The sequence below is a fragment of the Aquabacterium olei genome (assembly GCF_003100395.1).
Taxonomy (GTDB): Bacteria; Pseudomonadota; Gammaproteobacteria; order Burkholderiales; family Burkholderiaceae_C; genus Aquabacterium; species Aquabacterium olei.
This window is the reverse complement of sequence record NZ_CP029210.1, coordinates 840,644-862,129: the sequence shown is the minus strand read 5'-3', so window position 1 is coordinate 862,129 and position 21,486 is coordinate 840,644. Positions and strand designations below refer to the sequence as shown.

Genomic DNA, 21,486 nt, shown 5'->3' with positions numbered 1-21,486 from the left:
GCGGTCAGCTGGGGCGACGGGGTTGCGCGGGCCCCCCCTGGGTGCCCCCCAGAAGCGGGTCGTCCTTGTCGTTGCGGATGGGGCCACCGTCCGGACCGCTGTTGCCCGGGCCCTTGATGTCGTCGCCCGACGGCCCGCCATCACTGCGCGTGAGGTTGGACCCCTTGGCGCCCGTGCCGCGGTCTTCGGCCGTGCCCTCGTTGCCGCCGGCACCCGGGCCGTGGCCGATGCTCTGTCCGCCTGCCATCCACAGGCCGTCGGCCGTTCGCCAGGCGGTGCGCGGCACGCGGTGCGGACAGTACAGCGGGGCGGGCCCCGACGTCGGCACCCCGGGGGTCTCATCCAGCGGCAGGGGCGGAAAGATGGGTGCGTGGGGCAAGGCTTGGCGGGAAGCGGAAGGCAAGGCGAACATGAACGGTCTCCAGTGGCAGGGCTCGATACGGCCTTCGGCGGCCGGTCAGAAGTTCGGCAAGCGGCATGCCCTCGTGATCCGGAGCCTCTGACAGGCATGCCACTTGCCGCACGGCGTGCTGCACTGAGCTGAGGAGCCCGACATGCCCACGCTGCCCGCCGAGACCGCGGAACAACGCGAAGCGCGCCGCCTGGACGGCTGCTGCACGCGCAAGCAGGACCGCGTCCCCACCTACCAGGAACTGCTGGACGACGCGCTCGACCAGACCTTCCCGGCCAGCGACCCCATCTCTCCCAGCGCGGCCATGCACACGCATGCGCTGCTGCAATCCACCGAAAACCCCAAGGACTGGACGCTCCAGCCCGGGGCCAACCCACCCTGCAAACCATGATCGACCACGAACTCGCCCGTCAGGCCTTGCAGCGCACGCTGCCCATGCTCGAAGCCGGCCTGCGTGACCACGCCGTGTGTGGCGCCGGCTTCATGCACGTGGTGGTGATGCACCCGGGCAAGCGGCCCGGTGATGTCGCCTTCGAAGAAGCCATCCTGCTTGAACACGCCCTCGGGGATGTGGCGGCGCGCGACGCCGACTACACCGCCTTTGCACGCGGCAAAGCCCGCCTGAGTTGGGAAACGGGCCTGGATGGCACCGAAGTGCAGACCCACCATCCGCACCTGCTGCAGCCCGGCGACACCCTGCTGACCGGCGGGATCTGCCTCGACGGCATCGTGGTCGGGGTCAGCGGCGCGCAGCCCTGGTTCGACGAAGCGTTCGGTCTGGCCATTGCCGCGCAGATCCGGGCGGCCTGCAAGGACCGCCACGCGGGCTGGCTTCAGGACGGCGTGATCGAGGTGCCGACCCGTGGCCACGAACACACCACGCCCACACGCCCTGTCGAGCTCATTGGATGAGCTTGTGACCATCCCCTCTCCCTTGGCAGCGGAAAGACGGCCGGATCTCGCCAGCTACCTGCAGCGCGCCCTGCAGGAGCACCAGCAGCTGTTTGCCCAGCTTCACGGGCTGGGCGGTGCGATCGAGCAGACCGCCGAGCGAATCGCGGACGCCCTGCGCCGTGGCAACAAGCTCCTGCTGTGTGGCAACGGCGGATCCGCTGCCGACGCGGAGCACTTTGCTGCCGAACTGGCCGGCCGCTTCCTGCACGACCGCCCTGCCCTGGCGGCGGTCGCATTGAGCGGCAGTGGCGCCCTGCTGAGCTGCATCGGTAACGACTACGGCTTCGAGCACGTCTTTGCGCGCCAGGTGGCCGCACTCGGCGTGCCGGGTGACTGCCTGGTGGGCCTGTCCACGTCCGGTCGCTCACCCAATGTGCTGGCGGCCATGCGGGAGGGCCGCACACGCGGCCTGACCACGATCGGGCTGACCGGCCAGCGTGAAGGCAACCTCCTCGCCGAGGCGTGCGACCACGTCATCGCGGTGCCGCACACCGCGACCGCCCGGATCCAGGAAGCCCACGGTTTCATCGTGCACGCGCTGTGCGGGCTCATCGAAATCCAGCTGGGACATGGGTGAAACGGTCGACAAGGCACGCTGCTTGCCGCATGGGGTCCGTTCCCTTTCGCTTGCCCGCGCCTCGCGGGCCCATCCTCATCGATACACAAGGAGCCAAGAATGAACGTCATCCACCGCCATTCACCCCGCGTCATCGCCGCGGCCGTGCTCGCCCTGGCCGCTGCGCATGCACAGGCGCAAGTGGGCGCCACCCCGACTGACAACTCAGGCGCGGGCGGCATGCAGAGCCCGGGTACCAGCACCTACCCGAATGCCACGCCCGCCACCGGCGGAACCGGTTCGATGGATGCACAGCAGGGCACCACCGGCGCCAACAGCGGCACTGCCGCCGATGGCGTGAGCACCAACCAGGCCGACCAGGGCATGGGCTCTCAGCCGGGCAGCATGGGCGCGAGCGACACCGCCGGTGGCCGCTACAGCACCGAACTGTCGACGCTGCCCAGCGAGCCAACGGCCGCCGGCCCCGGCGCTGGCTATGCCGGCAGCGGCTACTCCTGGCTGCCCTACACCACCTCGGGCTATGTGGGTCTGTCGGTCGGCGCCGGTGATGTCGACGACGAGTGCCTACCCGGTCAGGACTGCGAAGACCCGGATGGCGCCATCCACGTCTACACCGGCGGTCTGTTCAACCCCAACTTCGGCCTGCAGCTGGGTTACTTCCGGCTCAACGACGCCGAGCGCAACGGCGGCAAGACCAAGATCAGCGGCGTGAACCTGGTCGTCACCGGCATCGCGCCGCTGACCAGCACGCTGAACCTGGTGGGCCGTGTGGGTGGCACCTACGGCTGGACGGACGTCTCTGCAGGCCCCGGCATTGTGGCCGCCCGCGGCGACGAGACCGGTTTCGGTGCCTCGTACGGCGCCGGGCTGGCCTGGGACTTCAACCGCAACTGGAGCGTCACCCTCGACTGGGACCGCCACCACATGAAGTTCCCCGGCGACGACAAGAAGAACGTCGACGTGGCCACGGTGGGCTTCAAGTACCGCTTCTGAGATGACGGCACCCTGCCCCGCCGGCACACCCTGGGTGACGTCGACGGGGCCGGCCGGCCGGGATTGGCCGGCCAAATACCACTCGGTCGACAGCCTGCCTGAGGCCCTGGCCGGCCTGCCTCGCCCGTGGGTCTTCACCAACGGGGTCTTCGACCTGCTGCACCGCGGTCACGTTCAGGGCCTGCAGGCCGCCCGCGCACTGGGTGGCGCGTTGATCGTGGGGCTCAACAGCGATGCGTCTGCGCGGGGGCTGGGCAAAGGGCCCGGCCGCCCCGTGCACACTGCCGTGGACCGCGTGTGGGTGCTGGCGGCACTCGAAGCGGTATCTGCCGTCACCGTGTTCGAAGAACCCACGCCCCTGGCGGTGCTGGCGCGTCTGCGCCCCGAGTTCTATGTCAAAGGTGGCGACTATGACGTGGCCCGTCTGCCCGAGGCCGCGCTCGTGGCGCAGTGGGGCGGCCGCGCGCTGGCCGTGCCGTTCGTGGCCGGCCACAGCAGCACGGGCATCCTTCGACGTCTGGGCACCGTGCCCCCACCCGACTGACGCCGCGCGGCGGCGCCGATCAGGATGCGGCCGACAACCAGGTCGGGCTGCTCGATCGGGTGACGTGCAGGCTGGCAGCCACTTCCTCGTACGTGACCTGCGCGGTGCCGGATCGGCCCACCACGATGCCGGCCGCGGCGTTCGCCCAGCGCATGGCCTCCGGCACGGCCTCCCCCAGCGCGATGAGGTGGGTCAGCGCGGCCAGCACGGTGTCACCCGCCCCGCACACGTCGTAGACCTCGCGCACCTGGGCCGGCTGGTGAAACACGCCGCGGGCCGTGAACAGGCTCATGCCCGCCTCACCGCGCGTGACGAGCAGGTTCTCCAGCCTCAGCCGCTGGCGCAAGGCGTGAGCCAGTCGGCAGAAATGGGCTTCGTCGTCGGGCTCGCCCACCCAGCCCGTGAACTCGGCCAGATTGGGCTTGAGCAGCGTCGCCCCCGCATAACGGGCCATGTGGCGTCCCTTCGGGTCGACCAGCACCGGTTTGCCGGCCTCGCGCGCCACGCGGATGAAATCGGCGCACTCCGTGAGCGCACCCTTCGCATAGTCCGAGAGCACCACGATGTCGTGCTCGGGCAGCAGCCTCGCAAAGCGCTGGCCCAGCCGGTTCACCGCAGACTGGGGCACAGGCACCTCGAAGTCGGCCCGCAGCAGCTGCTGGCCGCGGCACACACAACGGATCTTGCGGGTGGTCGCATAGCCCGCCTGTCGAACCGCTTCGAGGGTCACCCCCTGCTCCACCACCAGGTCGACCAATTCGTCGGCGGCCTCGTCGTCCCCGAGTGGCGTCAGCAGCGTCACCGGCGAACCGAGGGCAGCCAGGTTCACCGCGACGTTGGCGGCGCCCCCCGGCCGGGCCCGCTGCCCCTTCACACTGAGCACGGGCACGGGGGCCTCCGGCGAAATCCGGCAGGCGGTGCCGTCCCAGTACTGGTCCAGCATCACGTCACCCACCAGCAGCACGCGCAAGGTCGATTGGGCCATGAGGGGTCTCTGCCTTTCGGGTTGAAGAAGATGCCCGAAGGGGGCAAGCACCATGCCCGCGCGAGCCCCTCACGGCATGCGGGGCCCCGTGACGGCATGGCGCTTGCCGGACCGGTGCACCGCATCACGAAAGGAGCGACCATGAGCACGCCGCAAGCGCAAACCCCGCCCGACATCGCCGAAATCTACCGACGACTGCAGCGTGGCACCGGACACGAGTGGGTGGACGAGGGCAATGTGAAGGCCCTCATCGAGATGGCCCGGACCCGCGGCGACACGCTCACCGCGACGCTGCTTGAGGAGTGGCGTGCCCCGTGCGCCCCGTCGAACCCTCCGGAGCCGCCTTCGGCCACGAGCTGAACGGGGCTGCCAGCCCGGCCAGGGGCGGCATGGCGCGGCGTTCGAGCCGGGCCAGTGCGTCGGCCAGCCGGTCGATCAACCGGCTGTCCCACACGGGGGCCCGGTAAGCCGCTTCCAGGTCGGCACGCAGCCGACGGTACTGTTCGTGCAGGTCATGTGACCACATCCGAAAACCTCCTGTTCTGGTGCCCCGCAAAGGGCGCTGCACCAGGAGGGCAAGTCACATGCCTGCATCCCGGGGCGGGCGCGCCAGCCAGTCGGTCAGGGCATCGCTGTCAATGGGCTTGACCATGTGGGCATCGAACCCCGCCTCCAGCGCCTGCTGCACGTCGTGAGGCTGCCCATACCCCGATACCGCGATCATCCAGCCCGTGTGCCCCCGTTCGCGCGCCTGCCGGGCCACCTCGTAGCCCGTCAGCCCCGGCAGACCGATGTCCACCAGCGCCAGATGAGGCCGCTGCGCCAGCAGGCGCTCAAGGCCATCCTTGCCGTTGTCCTCGCCATGCACCTCATGACCCTGCAGGGTCAGCATCGTGGTGAGGGCCTCGCGCGCATCCGGGTTGTCTTCCACCAGCACCACGGTGCGCGGCGCAGGCACCTCTCCGGTGCGCTCGACCCGGTCGGGCTGAACCGGGGCGATGGCCGGCAGCATCACGGCGAACACGCTGCCGCCGGGGCCGCTCTGCACGCCGACCTCACCGTCATGCAGCTCTGCCAGCCGCCGCACCAGGGTGAGGCCGATCCCGAGCCCGCCCTGGCGGCGGTCCAGCGTCCGCTCGCCCTGCACGAAGAGGTCGAAAATGTGGGGCAGCAGGGCCTCGGGGATGCCCGGCCCCTGGTCGATCACTTCCAGCCTGGCACGCCCGTCGGCCCGCACCACCCGCACATGGATGGGCTTGTCCGACGCGCTGTACTTGACGGCATTCGTGACGAGGTTGTTGACGATCTGCTCGAGGCGCATGGCATCGCCGTCGACCCACACCTCCTCGACCTCCAGGCTCACCGGATGATCCTGCAACAGCCCGGCCATCTGCATGGTGCTGACCAGGCGGTGCACCATCGAGCCGAGGTTGACGGGCTGACGCGACAGGTGAATCTTGCCGGCAATCACGCGCGCCACGTCCATGAGGTCGTCCATGAGCCGAGCGAGGTGCCGGGTCTGGCGCGTGATGATGGTGCGCACACGCACCGCCTGCTCGTCCTGCGAGCTGATGCGGTTGAGCACCTCGATCGCCGCCGAGATGGCGCTCAGCGGATTGCGCAACTCGTGGCCCAGCATGGCGAGGAACTCGTCCTTGGCGCGGTTGGCGCGCTCCGCCTCCAGCCGCGCCTGGTGCTCCTGCGCGATGAGCCGGGCACGCTCTTGCTCGATCTGCTGCTGCACCGTCACATCGACCATCACACCGATCATCCGGGTGGGCACGCCTTCGGGCGTATAGAGGATGACCATGCGGCTCGACAGCCAGCGTTCGATGTCGAGCTGCCCGGCGGTGCGGAACTTGAAGGTGACCTGCTCGAGCTGGTCGCGCCAGGCCTGCTGCAGCAACGCCTCGAGTGCGCGCGCGTCGTCCGGATGCACATGGCGCAGCCAGCCCGCCCAGTGGGTCTCGATCGCGCGCCGCTCCAGCCCGAAAAGGCGGGCCAGGCCCGACGTCATGGTCACCGTGTCGGCGGCCACCACGTGGTCGAAGAAGCCCACATCGCCTGCCTCCTGCGCCAGCTCCACCAGGTGCTGGCTGTCCTGCAGCCGCGTGCGCGCGCGCATCAGGCGTTCCTGCGCCAGCATGCGCTCGGTGATGTCGACATACGTGGCAATGGCACCGCGCGCATGGCCATGGCCATCCAGCAGCGGCACGGCAAAGGCCAGCAGGCGCAGCACACGGCCATCCGGGTGGCGCACTTCCACTTCCTGGTTCCAGACCGTCTCGCCACGTGCCGCACGCTGCAGTGGGTGCCGTGCCGTGGGCAGCACCTCGCCGTCCTGCAGCATCTCGTAGCGGGCGGGTTCGCCATCACGGATGCCGAACATCGCGACCTTGGCCGGGTTGCGCAGCACCATCCGGCATTCCGGGTCCTGCGTGATCGACAGGCCGATGGGGCTGGTGTTGAAGAGGGTCTCGAACTCGGCCGCCTTGGCCTCCAGCCGCTCGCGGGCCTGCTCGCGCTGGGCCTCGGCGGCCTTCATCGCATCGCGCAGCAGGCCGATCTCCCGCACCGCGATGTCACCCGGCACCGCAGAAGCGCCGCCCGTGGCCAGTGCATGCAGAGGCTGGTTCACCCGGCGGACCACGAACAGCGACAGGCCGATGCCGGCCATCAGGGAGAGGGCGCCGGCCAGCAGGGCCATCGAGATCGCCATGATGTTGCTGCGGTCCAGCGGCGCAGCGGCCACCCCCACGCCGATGCCCCATTGCGACATCGGGATGCGTTGCCACGCCACGTAGGTGTCCCCGCCCTCGAGCAGGCTGCTTTTCTGGAAGCCCGCCGACCGAACGCCCATGTGTCGCCGGCCGTCTTCGGGCAGCACCTGGCCGAGAAAGCGCTCGGGATGCAGCGAGCGCGCCACGATGCGATAGCCTTCGTCAAACACCGTCACGAAGCCGCCCTGAGGCGCCTGCACATGGCCGATCAGGCTCTGCCAGGCAGACGCATGGATGTCGGCCGCCAGCCAGTAGGCCAGTTGACCATGCACTTCGACCGGCACGGCAATGCGCGAGAACAGGTCGGCGCCGGCCACGCCCTTGAGTCCGCTGATGCGCGGAGGCGGGAGCACCCCATCGGGCAGCGGCTGCGGCTCGCCGTGGGCCTGTGCCATGGCCGGCGCATAGGCCTCGTCGCTGCGCAACAGCACCACGCCTTCGGGGCTTGTGAGCACCACGCGACGCCACGTCGGGCGCACCAGCGGCTTGCGGGCCAGCCGCATGTGGAAGCTGGCCAGATCGCCCTCGCGCAAGGTCGTGGCATGCGACAGGATGGTCAGCGCATCGATCGACGACACCTGCTCGCGTTCCACCATCAGCGCCAGTGACCCGGCCGTCTGGGTCAAACCCAGCGTCATCTGATGGCGTACCGCCATGATTTCCTGCGCCATCAGCCAGGACGTGAGCGCAGCCAGCGGCACAGTGGCCACCACGATCACGGCGAGCAGGTAGGTGCGCAGCGACGCAACCGGCCACCGCAGGCGCAGGCCGCGAGGCCGATTCAGTCCCTGAAGGGGCAGCGGTTTCATGGGCATGGAGGAGAACGGAACACGGTGCACCCGAGGGGCGCTCGATGCCCTATGGGCATGCAGTTTGCCGCCTTCACCGTGTTGTCTCCCTCTTCTTTCTCATTACAAGGAGTAAATCATGAAGCAAGTCATCCGGATCGCGGCCGGCATGGGTCTGGCCATCGCACTGTCATCGGCCCACGCACAAGGCACCACCACGGGGACCGGCGCCGCGGGCACCGGCACATCGACCACGGCGCGCCAGAGCAGCGAGGACTGGCAGCGCATCTACCGCGTCAGCAAGATCATCGGGTCGGACGTGCGCAACCTGCAGGGCGAGAAGGTCGGGGACATCAAGGACATTGTGCTCGACCGACAGGGTGCGGTGTCTTACGCCATCGTGTCCACCGGCGGCTTCCTGGGTCTGGGTGATCGCCTGCATGCCGTGCCGTGGAGCGCGCTGCGTTCCGTTCCGGGCCGTGACCATCGCCTGCTCGACATCGACAAGGAGCGCCTGAAGCGCGCGCCGAGCTTCGAACCGGACAAGTGGCCCAACGTGGTGGAGGAAGGTTGGAGCAACACCAACCGCCGCTTCTTCGAAGGTGGCAGCGGCACCAGCGAGCGTCGCTGACGCAGACAGGCCGGCGTCGCCCTGGGCGGCCGCCGGCCTGTTCTCCGCCACGCCGGTCAGGTCGATGCGGCGGGCCTGTCCGGTTCCGAGGGGGTGGAGATCTCCCGCAGCACGTCCTGCACGGCCTCGGGCTCCCGGACAGCGATGTCGCCCAGCGACACGATGCCGATCAAGGCGTTGTCCTTGTCGAGCACCGGAATCCGGCGGACCTGGACATCGCTCATCTGCTGAGCCACCTCCTCCAGCGTCTGCGACTCCAGACACCACCTCGGATGTTCGGTCATGATGTCGCTGACGCGCACCTCGCTGGGCCGGAGGTCGCTGGCTGTGGCCCGCACAGTGATGTCGCGGTCGGTGATCATGCCCACCAGCCGCCGGTTGTCACACACCGGCAAGGCGCCCACGTTCAGGTCGTCCATCATCTTGGCCGCCATCTGCAGGGTCGCATCCGGCGCGATCACCTCCACACCGCGCGTCATCACATCGGCAATTCTCTGCATCACATCGCTCCTCTCGGTTGCCGGCAAGCTTTCCGGCAAAAATGCCCTGTGGTCCGTCAGACCGCAGTGCGATAGCGCTCACGCAGGAGTTTGACCTGCTCGTGGTTGCGCAACACGCCCTGGTACTGGCGCTCGATGACGGCCCGGATCGGCTCGGGCAGCGGGCGGGACAGCGCCTTCTCGTAGCGGGCCTTGGCCACATCCTCGCCCCGCTCGCACTCTTCCAGCATGCCGACGTCGGTGTAGCCGCTCAGCGTCCCGCGCACGGCCACCCAGCCCCGGTGCATGGCGCCGCTGATCGTGCCGCCGTCGTCGGGCGTGCCGCCACATTCGCTCACCAGCACCTGCAGCTCCGAGACCGCGGTCTGGCAGGCGGTCGCCCGTGCCAGAAAGATGTCGCGCAGTTCGGGGGACTTCACGTGTTCTGCGCAGGTGTTGAAGCCGTACTGGCCGTCACGGCTGTTCTCGATCAGGTCGTTGAGCACATCGATGATGTCGTCGCGTTCCATGGTTCGCTCCTGTTGGGTTCAATGGAAGGGCCCGCCACGCGAGCCCCGCACGGAACAGGTGGCAGGCAGCATGCCCGGGTCCCAGGCACGCTGTTTGCCAGGGCTTGCCATCGCCCTTCCAGCTCGCCCGTCATGCCCCACCTGATCGACGTCACCATGTTCTGGAGCGCCACCGGTGGGGGCGTGCGCCGCTACATCCACGCCAAACGGGCCTGGCTTCAGGCGCACACGGCGTGGCAGCACAGCGTGGCAGCGCCCGGGGCCGACGGGCGCGATGCCGTGGCCCTGCCCGGCGTGCCTCTGCCGGGCAGCGGCGGCTACCGGGCGCCACTGAACCGGCGCGCCGCGGCGCGTGCCCTGGTTGACCGCCGACCCGACCTCATCGAATCGGGCGACCCGTACCGCCTGGCCTGGTCCGCCCTGGATGCCGGACAGGCCCTCGGCATTCCGGTCGTCGGCTTCTGCCACAGCGACCTGCCCGAGCTCCTGCGGCGCTGGACCGGACGTGGCGGCGCGGCCGCCGGGCGGCTGTACCTGCGTCACCTCTACCGGCAGTTCGACCTGGTCTTCGCCCCCAGCGCCACGGTGTATGCCCACCTGCGGGACGCCGGCCTGCAGAACGTGGTGCAGCAGGGCCTGGGGGTGGACACCGGCCTGTTCCATCCGGCAAGACGCGATCCGGCCTGGCGCCAAGAGCTCGGGCTGGCCGACGACGTCCGCGTGCTGCTGTATGCAGGCCGCTTTGCACCGGAGAAGAACCTGTCGGTGCTGGCCGATGCGGTCCGCCTGCTGGGGCCATCGCACGTGCTGGTCGCCATCGGAGCCGGGCCCTGCCCTCCCCGCGGTGACCAGGTCCGGGTGCTGCCGTTCGAGCCCTCGCAACAGGCATTGGCCCGCGCACTGGCGAGCGCCGATCTCTTCGTGCACGCAGGCGACCAGGAAACGTTCGGGCTGGCGGCACTCGAAGCCATGGCGTGCGGCTGCCCGGTGGTCGTGCGGGACCGGGCCGGCCTGGCCGAGTTGGTGAGCGACGAAGCCGGTGTGCGCGTTGCCCGGGGTCGGCATGCCGATTTTGCCGAGGCGATTGCCGCCGCCCTGCGCCACGACCGCGAGAAACAAGGGCTGGCGGCCCGCCAGCAGGCCTTGCGGCACGACTGGTCGGATGCCATGCGCGGCCTGATGGGTCATTACCTCCGCCTGATGTGCACACCATGAACCTGCTTCACCCGCCCGCTCCCGGAAGACCGATGCTCAGCGTCACCATCCACGATGTGGCGCCCTCCACCTGGCCCGCGTGCGAGCGGGTGATGGACGCGGTGCGTGCGGTGGCCGACGTACCCATGACGCTGCTGGTGGTTCCGCGCTATCACCTGCGGCCGTCGAACCACGCCTTCGAACAGCGGCTCGAAGCGCTGCAGGCGCAGGGGCACGAACTGGCCCTGCACGGCTACAGCCACCTGGACGACGGCGAGCCGGCCAACTGGGTCGACCACGTGCGGCGCCGCTGGTACACGGCCGGCGAAGGCGAGTTCTCGGCGCTGTCGCAAGACGAGGCCCTGCGACGCCTGCATGCCGGCGCCCGTTGGTTTGCCCGCCGAGGCTGGCCGCTGCACGGCTTTGTCGCCCCCGCGTGGCTGATGAGCCGTGGCACCTGGCAGGCGCTCGATCAACTGCCCCTGAGCTACACGGCCACCCTGCGCGCGGTCTACAGCCTGCCGCAGGCACAGCGCATCACGAGCGCCTGCCTGGCCTTCAGCACGCGCACCGCCTGGCGCCGGGCCGTGTCGCTGCCGCGCAATGCCTGGGTGGCCGCGCGCTGGCATGCGCAGCCCCTGGTGCGCTTCGAGCTGCACCCGCACGATGCAGACCACCGTCTGATCCGTCAGTGCTGGAGCGGCCGCCTGCGCGCGCTGCTCGCCGAGCGTGAGGCCCGCACCGTCCACGCGGCAGTGGCAACGCTGAGGCAGCACGGTCGCAACGAGCCCGCATGGGGAGCCCGGCCATGAGCACCACGCCCACCCGCACCGAGCACGACGCCCTCGGCGCCGTCGAGGTCTCCACCGACGTGCTGTGGGGGGCCCAGACCCAGCGCGCGCTGCACCATTTCGCCATCTCGACCGAAACCTTGCCGCCCGAGCTCATCCGGGCGCTGGCTTTCGTCAAGCAGGCTTGCGCCCGGACGAACGCCGCCCTCGGTGAATTGCCCACGCCCGTTGCCCAAGCCATCGAGGCCGCCACGCACGAGGTGCTGGCAGGTGCCCACGACGCGCAATTCCCGCTGCGGGTCTGGCAATCCGGATCGGGCACACAGACCAACATGAACATGAACGAGGTGCTCGCGCACCGCGCCACCGCCCTGCTGCGCAGCCAGGGCAACACAGACGCCGAGGTGCACCCCAACGACCATGTGAACCGCAGCCAGTCGTCGAACGATGTGTTCCCGACGGCCTTGCACGTGGCGTGTGCCCTGGGTGTGCAACATCACCTGCTGCCTGCGCTGGGCGCGCTGCGGGGCACGCTGCACGCCAAGGCGGCGGCGTACGGCGGGCTGGTCAAGATCGGTCGCACGCACCTGCAGGACGCGGTGCCGCTGACGCTGGGTCAGGAGCTGTCGGGTTACGAGGCGCAGCTTGCCCAGGCCGAAGCGGGGATCGTGCACGCCTTGTCTGCGGTGTGCGCGCTGGCCATTGGCGGAACGGCCGTCGGCACGGGTTTGAATGCCCCAACCGGCTTCGGAGAGGGGGTTGCGCGCGATCTGGCTCATTCATTGAGCCTGCCTTTCACCACCGCCCCCAATCGCTTCGCCGTGATCGCCGCGCACGATGCCATCGTGGCCCTGCATGGCAGCCTCAAGGTGCTGGCGGTGGCCTTGATGAAACTCGCCAACGACCTGCGGTGGCTGGCCTCCGGCCCCCGATGCGGCCTGGGTGAACTGCGTCTGCCCGCCAATGAACCGGGTAGCTCCATCATGCCGGGCAAGGTCAACCCCAGCCAGTGCGAAGCCATGCTGATGCTGTGTGTGCAGGTGCTGGGCAACGACACGGTGGTCGGCTTTGCCGGGGCCAGTGGCAACTTCGAGCTCAACACATTCAAGCCGGTCATGGCGCACAACGTGCTGCAGAGCCTGCGGCTGCTGGCCGATGGCTGCGCCCGCTTCGAAGCCCACTGCCTGCGTGGCATGACGGCCGACGAGCCCCGCATTGCCGCCCTGCGCGATCGCACGCTGATGCTGGTCACGGCCCTCACCCCGCACATCGGCTACGACCGCGCGGCAGCCATTGCGCTGGACGCCCACGCGCAGGACATCACCCTGCGCGAAGCTGCGCAGGCCCACGGCGTCGACATGGCCTTGTTCGACCACTGGGTGCGTGCCGACCGGATGGTGTGAGGACCGTGTCGTAAGCCTTACCGCGGCCGGCAAGGCTTGCCAGGGTTGCCTGTTTCTGGCTCGGCATCCGCTCCGTCATCCGCATAACGGACTCGGTACGGCGATTGCCCACCCGAAGGGGCGCCCATGCAGAGCCTGCATGCCGGCAGTCCGGATCACCCGACCCATCCATCACAAGGAGCCCACCATGAACAGGACCTTTCGCTTCACCAGCCTGATCGCCTGCCTGCTGACGGCGTCCGCCCTGCTCGGCGCGTGCAACCGACGCGACGGCCAGACTTCCGGCGACATGAGCCCTGCCAGCGCGCCCGACGGCACGGCCGGCACCATGGGCACCACCCCGGGCACGACGGGCACCGACGGCGGACTGGGCACCACCCCCGGCTCGAACAGCACGACCGGCACCCCGGGATCCGGCAGTGACGGTGTGCCGCAGACTGGCACGGGTACTGGCACAGGCACGGGCGTGGATGGCGGCACCGGCACGACGACACCGGGTGCCGCACCCGGTGCCAGCACGGTGACGCCCGGCGCCAGCAGCCAGGCCCCGTTGAATGCCCAGGATCAGGCGTTTGCCCGTGCGGCCACGGAGGCCGGTCTGTATGAAGTTGCGGTGGCCCAGCTCGCCGTCGAGAAGGCAGAGCACCCCGACGTGAAGGCGATGGCAGCCACGCTGGTGGACGACCATGGCGCGGCCAACAACCGTCTGGCTCAGGTGGTGAGCACCCGCATGACGTTGCCGAAGGACATCCCCTCGTCCAAGCGCAAGGTGATCGACCAGTTGAACAAGGCCAAGGGGCTGGCGTTCGACCGGCAGTTCATCGACCAGGTCGGTATCAAGGACCATCAGCTCGACATCGACCTCTTCCAGAAGGCCGATGGTCAGCTCAGCGATTCGGCCATGAAGGAGTACGTACAGACCACCTTGCCGACCTTGCGCCATCACCTGTCGATGGCACAGGATCTGGCGCGCAAGCTGAAGCAGACCTGAATGCCGCGGGCCACGCCCGCCTGCATGGGGGTCTTGACGGGACGGCCCACCGCGGTACGCTCTCAGGTCTTTGCGTAGAGCTCGCGGTAACGAGGTAGAGCGTGTTGGAAAAAGGCGATGCGTGGTCGCGCCTGCGCTGGTCGACGGCCTCGCTTCGGGCGCATGTTCTGGCGGTGACGCTGCTTGCCACAGTGCCCATGACGATGCTGGCAACGTGGCTGGTATCGCAGCAAGCGCTGGAAGGTCAGGCACAGATGAAGGCCGACCTCGCGCGCGCCGCGCGGGCTTTCGCGCTCACGGTCGACCGCGAGCTGGCCTCCTCGGCAGAGGCCCTGCAGGTTCTGGCGCTGTCCGAGCTGCTGCAGGAGGGCGACCTCGCGGGCGTCTTCTCGTCGATGACGGCCTTGCGCACGCCGCGGCAGAGCTGGAGCAGCGTGTTTCTGGCCGAGCTCGATGGCCAGGTCGTTTTCAACACCCACCAGCCGGCCGGACGGCCATTGGGCCGGCTCAGTGACCTCGCCGCCCTCACCCGCCTGCGCCAGACCGGCGAACCCGTGGTCACCAACCTCACGACCGGCCCCGATGGCACCGCCACCACCGGCGTGCTGGTGCCCGTGCATGTTCACGGCCGTCTCGCGTTTGCACTCGGCGCCTGGATTCCGTCCTCGAGCTGGCAGCGCCTCATCACGACCTCCACGCTGCCTCAGAACGCGTTCCTGTCCATCTTCGATCGGGAGCTCAAGCTGGTGGCCCGCAACCTCGGCGGCCCCGACGTGGTGGCCCGCCCCCTGCCGGCGCTGACCCAGGCCCATGTGCAGGCGGGCCCGATCGGCACGGGCCGCATCGGGCTGCTGGAGGGCGGCGAAGCCTACGGCGCCTGGTACCGCATCGAGCCGTCGAACTGGGGCGTGGTGATCGGCGAGCCGGCCGATCCCATCGACCGCGCCCACTGGCGTTCGGTCGGCATGGCGCTGCTGCTCGGGCTCGGGTCGCTGGCTGCCGGGCTGCTGCTCGCCATGGGCGTGGCCAGCCGGGTCACGGGCCCGCTGCGGGCACTCGCCCTGCACGGGCCGCAGCGCCGGGGCGAGCCGAGCACCGTGCGCGAACTGATCCTGCTGGAGCAGGCGCTGCAGCGTGAAGAGGCACAACGCGACATCGCGCACGACCGACTGCAGCGTCAGGCCGCCGAGTTCGAGACGCTGTTTCGCAGCAGCCCGATCGGCCTGGCCATGACGCAGGAGCGTCACTGTGGCCACGTGCTGCGCAACCCGGCGCTGGCTCGCATGCTGGGCGAGCCCACGCCCCCTGCGACCGACGAGCGTGCGGCCGACCGCAGCGGCTGGCCCGACTGCCCGATCACCGCGCACGGCGAGGCCGTGGCCGCCGACGCCCTGCCGCTCCAGAAGGCCGCCCGCACCGGCTGGACACAGAAGGACGTCGAGCTGCAATTGCGCCCTCCTCATGGTGCCGTGCGGGACATCGTGGCCCATGCGGTGCCGCTGTTCGACGGCCGGGGACTGCCGCGCGGCGCCATCGCGAGCTTCACCGACATCACCGACCGTCAGCAGGCCGAAGCCTCCCTGGCGGCGGCCGAGCGCGGGCTGCGCGCCAACCAGCAGCTGGTGGAGCTGGCCCAGGCGGCCGGCCACGTCGGCTTCTTCCAGCACAGCCGGCGTGCCCGGGTGGTGCATTGGAGCACCGGCTTTTCGCGGCTGCTGGATCTGCCGCTGTCCGAACTGCGTGGGCCCGCGCGCCGCTGCCTGCGCTGCGTCCATCCCGAAGACCGGCGGCGTGTGGTGCACGCCTTGCGGGCCGCGGCCGCCGGCCGCACCAACGCACACATGCTGGAGTTCCGCCACGACACGCCCGAGCACGAGACGCGGTGGCTGGGCGCCCGCCTGCGTTTCACCTGGGACGAGCAAGGCCGCCCCGAGCAGGTCAGCGGCGTGATCGTCGACATCACCACCATGAAGGCCATGGAGTCGGCCCGCATGGCACTGGTGGAGCGCGAGACGGCGGCCCGTCGCGAAGCCGAGGAAGCCAACCGCAACAAGGACGAGTTCCTGGCCATGCTGGGGCACGAGTTGCGCAACCCGCTGGGCGCGATCTCGGCCGGATGCGAGGTGCTGAACCGCGCCGGCACACAGGAGGATCTGGCCCGGCGTGCACGCCAGATCATCGCGCGCCAGGCGGCCCACCTCGGGCGTCTCATGGACGACCTGCTGGATGTGGCCAGCGTGCTGGCCGGCCGGCACGAGCAGCAGACCGGCGCCATCCGACTTGATCTGCTGGCTCACCGGGTGCGCCACACCCTGGAGCTGGCCGGCCAGCTGGCGCAGCACGCGTTCGAAGCCCGGCTGGAGCCCGTGTGGGTGCAGGCCGACGCCAGCCGCATGGAACAGGTGCTCACCAACCTGCTGGTCAATGCCCTGAAGTACACGCCGGCCGGCGGCCGGGTGAGCCTGACGGTGGAGCCGGTGGGCGAGGAGGCGGTCATCACCGTGCAGGACACCGGCGCCGGACTCACGCCCGAGCTGCAGAGCAAGGTCTTCGACCTGTTCGTGCAAGGCGAGCGCACGCTTGACCGCCAGCAGGGCGGGCTCGGCATCGGCCTGACGCTGGTCAAGCGCCTGGTGGAGCACCACGGCGGCACGGTGTCCGTGCAGAGCGACGGCCCCGGACACGGCGCCACCTTCACCGCCCGCCTGCCCGCGTGCAAGGCCCCCGCAGCGGAAGAGCGGGCTGCCATCGAGGGACCCATCACACCGCGGCGTGTGGTGGTCGTCGAAGACAACGACGATGCGGGCGAGGCCTTGCGCTCGATGCTGGCTCTGGATCGCCACGAAGTGCGGCTGGCCACCAGCGGCGCTGAAGGCATTGCCCTGATCCACGAAACACAGCCCGATGTCGCACTGGTCGACATCGGGCTGCCTGGCCTGGGGGGCCTTGAGGTGGCCGCCACCCTGCGGGCGCAAGGCTATGGCGGCTGGCTGGTCGCGGTGTCCGGCTATGGCCGGGCCGACGACCTGGCCCGCTCACGTGCGGCCGGGTTCGACCGGCATCTGGTCAAGCCCGTCACGGCCGCACGCATCGAGCGCCTGCTGGCCATGGCGTCACGCACGCGGCCGGCCGCGGATCAGCCCCACGATGCCCAGCAGGATCACTGCACCGACCAGTGACACCAGCACGGAGCCGATGCTGAAGACGTTGTCGTTGATGCTCGGCACGCCCACGAGGGGTGAGATGAGCCAACCTGCCAGCGCGGCGCCCACGAGGCCCACCACGACGTTGAGCAGAACGCCCTGCTGGGCGTCGGTCTTCATGATCAGGCTCGCCAGCCAACCGACGATGCCTCCCACCACCAACCACACAATCAAACTGACCATGACACGTTCCTTTCTGTTGAGAAACACTGGACACATGACCTCGTCTTGACTGCAGGGCAACGAGGTCGCCCACCCCTGGAGGGCAAGCCTCATGCCGGCTTGGGGAAGCGGCCTGTGGACCGCCCGCCCCCGATGTCAGACCGAGGCGTGCGGGGCGCGGCACGTTTTGCCGGTGGCCGCTGGAATTTGCCGATGACGCCGCGCCAGGCTGGCGATCAACAGGCCCGCACCGAAGGCCCCGTAGACCAGGGCCATGCCCTGGCGCGAGGCGCGCCGCTCGAACCCCGGGCGCAGTCTGGGCGGCACGCCGCGGGTGTCCACCAGCCACGCCAGGGTGGTGACTGCAGCGGCCAGGGCCACGGGCTTCGCCAGGTCGTGCCCGGCGGAAGCCGTCTCCGGCGCCGACCCGTGCTCGGTGCGCGAAGCAGAGGATCGGTTGTCGAGCCACCGCCCCAGCAGCTCGTACAGCGCAGCCCACCACAGCGAGCTCAGATGGTGGATCAGCATCCCCCAGAACGTGAAGCGCCAGCTCGGCATGTTGGCGCGCAGGGCCCGGTCGCCATACAGCCAGTGACTGGGGGAGTTCAGCAAGGCCACACTGCTGCCGTGACGCTGGCGGCCGTGCCAGGCCAGCGCCAGGCTCGACAACAGGCTGGCAAGGGCCCCACTCCAGAGCCATTGGTTGGAAGCGAGCGGGCGAACGGTGTGTTCTCGGGACAAGTCGGTGGGTGCGAGCATGGTGAGGATTCTTCCGTTGGGGAGATCTCCCGTCGCAGCAATCGGTGTTCCGCGCCGGGGATCAGGCAGGCGTGGCCACCTGCGCACGCAGGAAGGCCAGCAGGCCCTGCTCGTCTTCGCTGAGTCCCTGAACCGGCGCCCATGCGGCCGATGCGGGCCACTGGCGGCACTCGGCGCAGCGCAGCACGTCCGGGTGAACATAGGCCTTGCGGCACACGGCCACGGTGTTGCCCAGTGCCTTCGCCACCTCGCGCAGCGCCGGCACCAGCGGCGCGTCTGGCGCCTCGGGCGAGCGCGGTACCAGCAGCGACCACGCCAGCACGCTGCCGTGCCAGGTGCGGAAGTCCTTGGCCGTGAAGTCGCCGCCCGACACCGCCCGGATGTAGGCATTGACCTCGGCCGAACCGATTGCATGCCGTGCGCCGCCGGCATCGGTGTACTGAAACAGGGTCTGGCCGGGCAGCGACTGGCACCGGCGAAGCACGCGGGCCACCCGGCGATCCTGCAAGGCCACGTCGTGCCAGACGCCCGACTTGCCGCGGAAGTGCAGCCGCACGCGGTGGCCTTCCACCTCGACGTGGCGCTGCCGCAGGGTGCTGAGGCCATACGAGCGGTTGTCGCGCGCATAGGCATCGTTGCCCACTCGCAGGCGCGTGCGATCCAGCAGCCGCACCAGCGCGGCGAGCACGGCGGTGCGCCCGGGCGCACCACCGCCGCCCGGTGCGAGGTCTTCGTCCACCCGCGCGCGCAAGCCGGGCAGCGCCTCGCCGAACGCCGCCATCCGGCCGAACTTGTCGCTGTCACGCACCTGGCGCCAGCGGGCGTGGTAGCGGTACTGTTTCCGGCCCCGTGCATCGCGGCCGGTGGCCTGCAGGTGGCCATCGGCCAGAGGGCAGATCCACACGTCTTCATAGGCGGGCGGGATGGCCAGCGACCGAATGCGCGCCAGGGTCGCCCGGTCGGCGCTGGCTCGTTCCGTGAGCCAGTGCCCGTCCGGTGCGCGGTAAGCGAAGCCGCCACCGCGACGCACGCGCCGGATGCCCTCGTCCCGGTCGTCCACGTAGACGAGGTCGGCGGCCTCGGCGACCTCACGGGCCTCGGCGGCCGTGCGCGGTGGCTCAGCCTCGCACGGGGAGTCGCTCGGCGGCACTGAGATGCGCCCGCAGGGTGGGCAAGGCGAGCAGCACGAAGCTGCGCACCTGCTGGTCGCGCGTGTCGCGCCCGGTGCGCTCGAACAGGGCCACCGTGTCTTGCTGCGCCCGTGCACCGGCCACATGCACAAACTGCCGATCAAACTCGGCATCGCTGGCCCGGGCCAGGTCATCCAGGATGCGCTGCCTTGGCTCCGACAGGCTGGTGGGCACGGGCACACCCAGCCGGCGCGCCAGCTGCTGCAGGCTCCGGTTCATCGCCGTCTGGTCGTTCACGAGCAGGGCCGCATACGAGCGCACGGCGGTGTGCCCCGCACGCTCCACACCCAGCTGCCCGACCCGCAGATCGAAAAGCCCCGCCTCGATCGCCTGCGTCACAAAGGCCAGCTCGGTGGCGGTCAACGCCGGCGCCGTGCTGGCAGGGGGTGGAACCGGAATCCCGGCCGCAGGAGGCGCATTGGCCAGGGTGGTTTCAGGCGAGGTCGTCGCAGCGGGCGGGGGATCGACATTGCCCAGCAGCGGCCGCCCCATGTCCGTGCCCGCCGCCACGGGCGCAGCAGCACCGTAGGCCGGGGCGGGCTGCACCGTCGAGGGCACGGTCGACACGACCGGATCCGATCGGGGTGGAGAGTTGGCTTCCGCGCCCACGACACCCGACACGGGCCGGGGTGGGCTCTGCTGCCGTTCGCAGGCTGTCAGTCCCCCCAACGCCACCAGCGCGGCCGGCCAGGCGCTGCGCATCAACGCTGCCTTCGTGATCATGATTGACACCTCGTTCATGCTGAATCGTCCGCACCCGACATGGCGCGGCTTTGTGCACCTTCAGGCAGGCTGCGTGCCCGCGTCGGATGCCGATCAAGCGCGCCGCGAGGGGCGTACCGTGTGCCGGGTCATCCGGCGCTCACGCGCCCTCAGCAGCATCGTCAGGCTGGGCGCGTCGCTGCGCCCGCCTTCCAGGTAATGGCAGATGTGCCGCAAGCCACGCCGCCGCTGGCACAGGCAACGAAAGCCAAGCAGGAGCGGCACCGCCACCAGCGTGCCGGCAAAGCCCCATACCCAGCCCCACAGCATCACGGACAGGAACACCGACAGCGGGCTGAGCCGCAGGCGCCGCCCCATCACCCACGGCGACACGAGGTTGGCCTCGACGGCATGGCCTGCCAGAAAGATCGACGCGGGCAGCAGCATGGTCCACGTCGCACCGAAACTCATGCTGCCCGCGAGCAGCAACAGCACGGTCACCAGCGCGGGGCCCAGGTAGGGGATGAAATTCAGCACGGCCACCACGGCGCCCCACAGCACCGGATCCGGCAGGCCGATGAAGGCCAGCGCGATGCCGGTCACCACGCCAAGGCCGATGTTGATGAGGCCCATGGTGCCAAGAAACAGCCCGATCTCGCGCCGCGCCTGCCGGATGCCGGACAGCAGCAGCGCCCGTGCGCGAGGCCGTCTCACCCCCTCCACCGTGCGGGTCAGCAACCACGATTGCGAGGCCAGCAGAAAGTACAGCAGGATGACCGTGGCCGACGCCTGCAGGGCAAAGTGCATGGCCTGACCGAAGACCACCCGGGTGAGCAGCAGCCCCTCTGTGGCCAGCTTGTCCTGGATGGAGTCGCCACCGTGCACGGTGGGAAGCGGTTGCGCGGCCCGGCGACTCGGGGGCAACATGGCCACGCGCATGCGCTCGATGGTGTCCACCACCTGTTGCACGGTGGTGGGGGCACGCTCGGCCCACTGCGCTGCCGGTCGGGCCAGCACGCTGCCGAGCCCGATGACGCCCGTCAGCATGATGGTGACGACCACCCCGGCCCCCCAGTGCGGCGGCACGCCCAGGCGGTGCAGGCGCTCCACCGGCCCGCTGAGCACGAACATCAGGGCCACGGCCACCGCAATGGGAATGAGGATGGGAGCAGCCTCCCGCAGCAGCACGAGCCCCAGCAGCGCACCCAGCAGACGCACCACGCCAGGCGGGATGTGAAACGGCGCGACCTCGCGCTCGGCCCGGGTGAAGGCCACCACCGGCGCGGAGCGCGGTGGCGAAGGCTCGGGCAGGCGGGGACGTGCAGGCTGTTCCATGGCCCGCAGGGGCAAGTGACATGCCTGCCATGGGCGCGCGCCTTGCTGTGGTGGCGCACTGCCGTCACACCGTCTCAGGAACC

The 21,486-nt window shown here is 69.8% G+C and carries 22 protein-coding genes; 12 read left to right on the top strand and 10 right to left on the bottom strand.

Translation table 11 applies throughout. The features are described from left to right. Positions 1 to 4: 4 nt before the first annotated feature. Entirely contained in the window at positions 5 to 412 is a 408-nt protein-coding gene (locus DEH84_RS03895; protein WP_109034934.1) for a hypothetical protein, read from the bottom strand. A gap of 142 nt (positions 413 to 554) precedes the next feature. On the opposite strand from DEH84_RS03895, the gene DEH84_RS03890 reads away from it, so the two are divergent. The 5 genes from DEH84_RS03890 to DEH84_RS03870 all read left to right on the top strand — a co-directional run bounded on the left by DEH84_RS03890 (position 555) and on the right by DEH84_RS03870 (position 3,480). Then, positions 555 to 803: a hypothetical protein gene (locus DEH84_RS03890; RefSeq protein WP_109034932.1), complete on the top strand. Its 249-nt coding sequence runs from the start codon at positions 555 to 557 to the stop codon at positions 801 to 803. Continuing rightward, positions 800 to 1,324 (top strand): hypothetical protein, encoded by a 525-nt coding sequence (locus DEH84_RS03885; RefSeq protein WP_179950612.1) that lies wholly within the window; start codon positions 800 to 802, stop codon positions 1,322 to 1,324. The genes DEH84_RS03890 and DEH84_RS03885 overlap by 4 nt, the downstream gene beginning before the upstream one ends. Positions 1,325 to 1,328: 4 nt before the next feature. Next, on the top strand, positions 1,329 to 1,943 hold the full coding sequence (locus tag DEH84_RS03880) for a D-sedoheptulose-7-phosphate isomerase (RefSeq protein ID WP_245932678.1): 615 nt from the start codon (positions 1,329 to 1,331) through the stop codon (positions 1,941 to 1,943). Positions 1,944 to 2,042: 99 nt separating this feature from the next. Next, positions 2,043 to 2,936, top strand: coding sequence for a porin family protein (locus tag DEH84_RS03875; RefSeq protein ID WP_109034930.1), 894 nt, complete (start codon positions 2,043 to 2,045; stop codon positions 2,934 to 2,936). 1 nt (position 2,937) lies between these two features. Further along, a complete protein-coding gene (locus tag DEH84_RS03870) occupies positions 2,938 to 3,480 on the top strand; it encodes an adenylyltransferase/cytidyltransferase family protein (protein WP_109034928.1) in 543 nt (180 codons plus the stop codon). A 19-nt stretch (positions 3,481 to 3,499) separates the two neighbouring features. Here the strand turns inward: DEH84_RS03870 and rfaE1 are convergent, their stop codons facing one another. Continuing rightward, on the bottom strand, positions 3,500 to 4,465 hold the full coding sequence (rfaE1, locus tag DEH84_RS03865) for a D-glycero-beta-D-manno-heptose-7-phosphate kinase (protein WP_109034926.1): 966 nt from the start codon (positions 4,463 to 4,465) through the stop codon (positions 3,500 to 3,502). 141 nt (positions 4,466 to 4,606) lie between these two features. Between rfaE1 and DEH84_RS03860 the strand changes: the two genes are divergently transcribed. Further along, complete coding sequence (locus DEH84_RS03860; RefSeq protein ID WP_159098845.1) at positions 4,607 to 4,825, top strand: hypothetical protein; 219 nt, start codon at positions 4,607 to 4,609, stop codon at positions 4,823 to 4,825. Positions 4,826 to 5,045: 220 nt separating this feature from the next. On the opposite strand, the gene DEH84_RS03855 is transcribed toward DEH84_RS03860, so the two are convergent. After that, positions 5,046 to 8,054 carry a hybrid sensor histidine kinase/response regulator gene (locus DEH84_RS03855; protein WP_159098844.1) on the bottom strand — a complete coding sequence of 1,003 codons (3,009 nt, stop codon included), beginning with the start codon at positions 8,052 to 8,054 and terminating at the stop codon, positions 5,046 to 5,048. Between the two features lie 118 nt (positions 8,055 to 8,172). Between DEH84_RS03855 and DEH84_RS03850 the strand changes: the two genes are divergently transcribed. Continuing rightward, positions 8,173 to 8,664, top strand: coding sequence for a PRC-barrel domain-containing protein (locus DEH84_RS03850; protein ID WP_109034920.1), 492 nt, complete (start codon positions 8,173 to 8,175; stop codon positions 8,662 to 8,664). A gap of 56 nt (positions 8,665 to 8,720) precedes the next feature. On the opposite strand, the gene DEH84_RS03845 is transcribed toward DEH84_RS03850, so the two are convergent. Next, entirely contained in the window at positions 8,721 to 9,164 is a 444-nt protein-coding gene (locus DEH84_RS03845; protein WP_109034918.1) for a CBS domain-containing protein, read from the bottom strand. 56 nt (positions 9,165 to 9,220) lie between these two features. Continuing rightward, on the bottom strand, positions 9,221 to 9,673 hold the full coding sequence (locus DEH84_RS03840) for a PA2169 family four-helix-bundle protein (protein ID WP_109034916.1): 453 nt from the start codon (positions 9,671 to 9,673) through the stop codon (positions 9,221 to 9,223). A 132-nt stretch (positions 9,674 to 9,805) separates the two neighbouring features. Between DEH84_RS03840 and DEH84_RS03835 the strand changes: the two genes are divergently transcribed. The 5 genes from DEH84_RS03835 to DEH84_RS03815 all read left to right on the top strand — a co-directional run bounded on the left by DEH84_RS03835 (position 9,806) and on the right by DEH84_RS03815 (position 17,231). After that, a complete protein-coding gene (locus DEH84_RS03835; RefSeq protein ID WP_109034915.1) occupies positions 9,806 to 10,888 on the top strand; it encodes a glycosyltransferase family 4 protein in 1,083 nt (360 codons plus the stop codon). Next, positions 10,885 to 11,679, top strand: a complete 795-nt coding sequence (locus DEH84_RS03830) for a DUF2334 domain-containing protein (protein WP_109034913.1) — start codon at positions 10,885 to 10,887, stop codon at positions 11,677 to 11,679. The genes DEH84_RS03835 and DEH84_RS03830 overlap by 4 nt, the downstream gene beginning before the upstream one ends. Further along, positions 11,676 to 13,061, top strand: coding sequence for a class II fumarate hydratase (locus tag DEH84_RS03825; protein ID WP_109038207.1), 1,386 nt, complete (start codon positions 11,676 to 11,678; stop codon positions 13,059 to 13,061). Before DEH84_RS03830 ends, DEH84_RS03825 begins: the two co-directional genes overlap by 4 nt. A 187-nt stretch (positions 13,062 to 13,248) precedes the next feature. Next, complete coding sequence (locus tag DEH84_RS03820; protein ID WP_109034911.1) at positions 13,249 to 14,052, top strand: DUF4142 domain-containing protein; 804 nt, start codon at positions 13,249 to 13,251, stop codon at positions 14,050 to 14,052. Positions 14,053 to 14,153: 101 nt separating this feature from the next. Beyond that, complete coding sequence (locus DEH84_RS03815; protein WP_159098843.1) at positions 14,154 to 17,231, top strand: ATP-binding protein; 3,078 nt, start codon at positions 14,154 to 14,156, stop codon at positions 17,229 to 17,231. Here the strand turns inward: DEH84_RS03815 and DEH84_RS03810 are convergent. The 5 genes from DEH84_RS03810 to DEH84_RS03790 form a co-directional block, all read right to left on the bottom strand. Then, positions 17,166 to 17,438, bottom strand: a complete 273-nt coding sequence (locus DEH84_RS03810; protein WP_109034907.1) for a GlsB/YeaQ/YmgE family stress response membrane protein — start codon at positions 17,436 to 17,438, stop codon at positions 17,166 to 17,168. The two genes, DEH84_RS03815 and DEH84_RS03810, sit on opposite strands and share 66 nt — an antisense overlap. A gap of 135 nt (positions 17,439 to 17,573) precedes the next feature. After that, positions 17,574 to 18,176, bottom strand: a complete 603-nt coding sequence (locus tag DEH84_RS03805) for a hypothetical protein (protein ID WP_109034905.1) — start codon at positions 18,174 to 18,176, stop codon at positions 17,574 to 17,576. A gap of 61 nt (positions 18,177 to 18,237) precedes the next feature. Further along, complete coding sequence (locus DEH84_RS03800; RefSeq protein WP_109034903.1) at positions 18,238 to 19,326, bottom strand: DNA topoisomerase IB; 1,089 nt, start codon at positions 19,324 to 19,326, stop codon at positions 18,238 to 18,240. Next, a complete protein-coding gene (locus DEH84_RS19390; RefSeq protein ID WP_159098842.1) occupies positions 19,295 to 20,089 on the bottom strand; it encodes a DUF4142 domain-containing protein in 795 nt (264 codons plus the stop codon). Before DEH84_RS19390 ends, DEH84_RS03800 begins: the two co-directional genes overlap by 32 nt. A 93-nt stretch (positions 20,090 to 20,182) precedes the next feature. After that, positions 20,183 to 21,403 carry an AI-2E family transporter gene (locus DEH84_RS03790; RefSeq protein WP_159098841.1) on the bottom strand — a complete coding sequence of 407 codons (1,221 nt, stop codon included), beginning with the start codon at positions 21,401 to 21,403 and terminating at the stop codon, positions 20,183 to 20,185. Between the last annotated feature and the right edge of the window lie 83 nt (positions 21,404 to 21,486).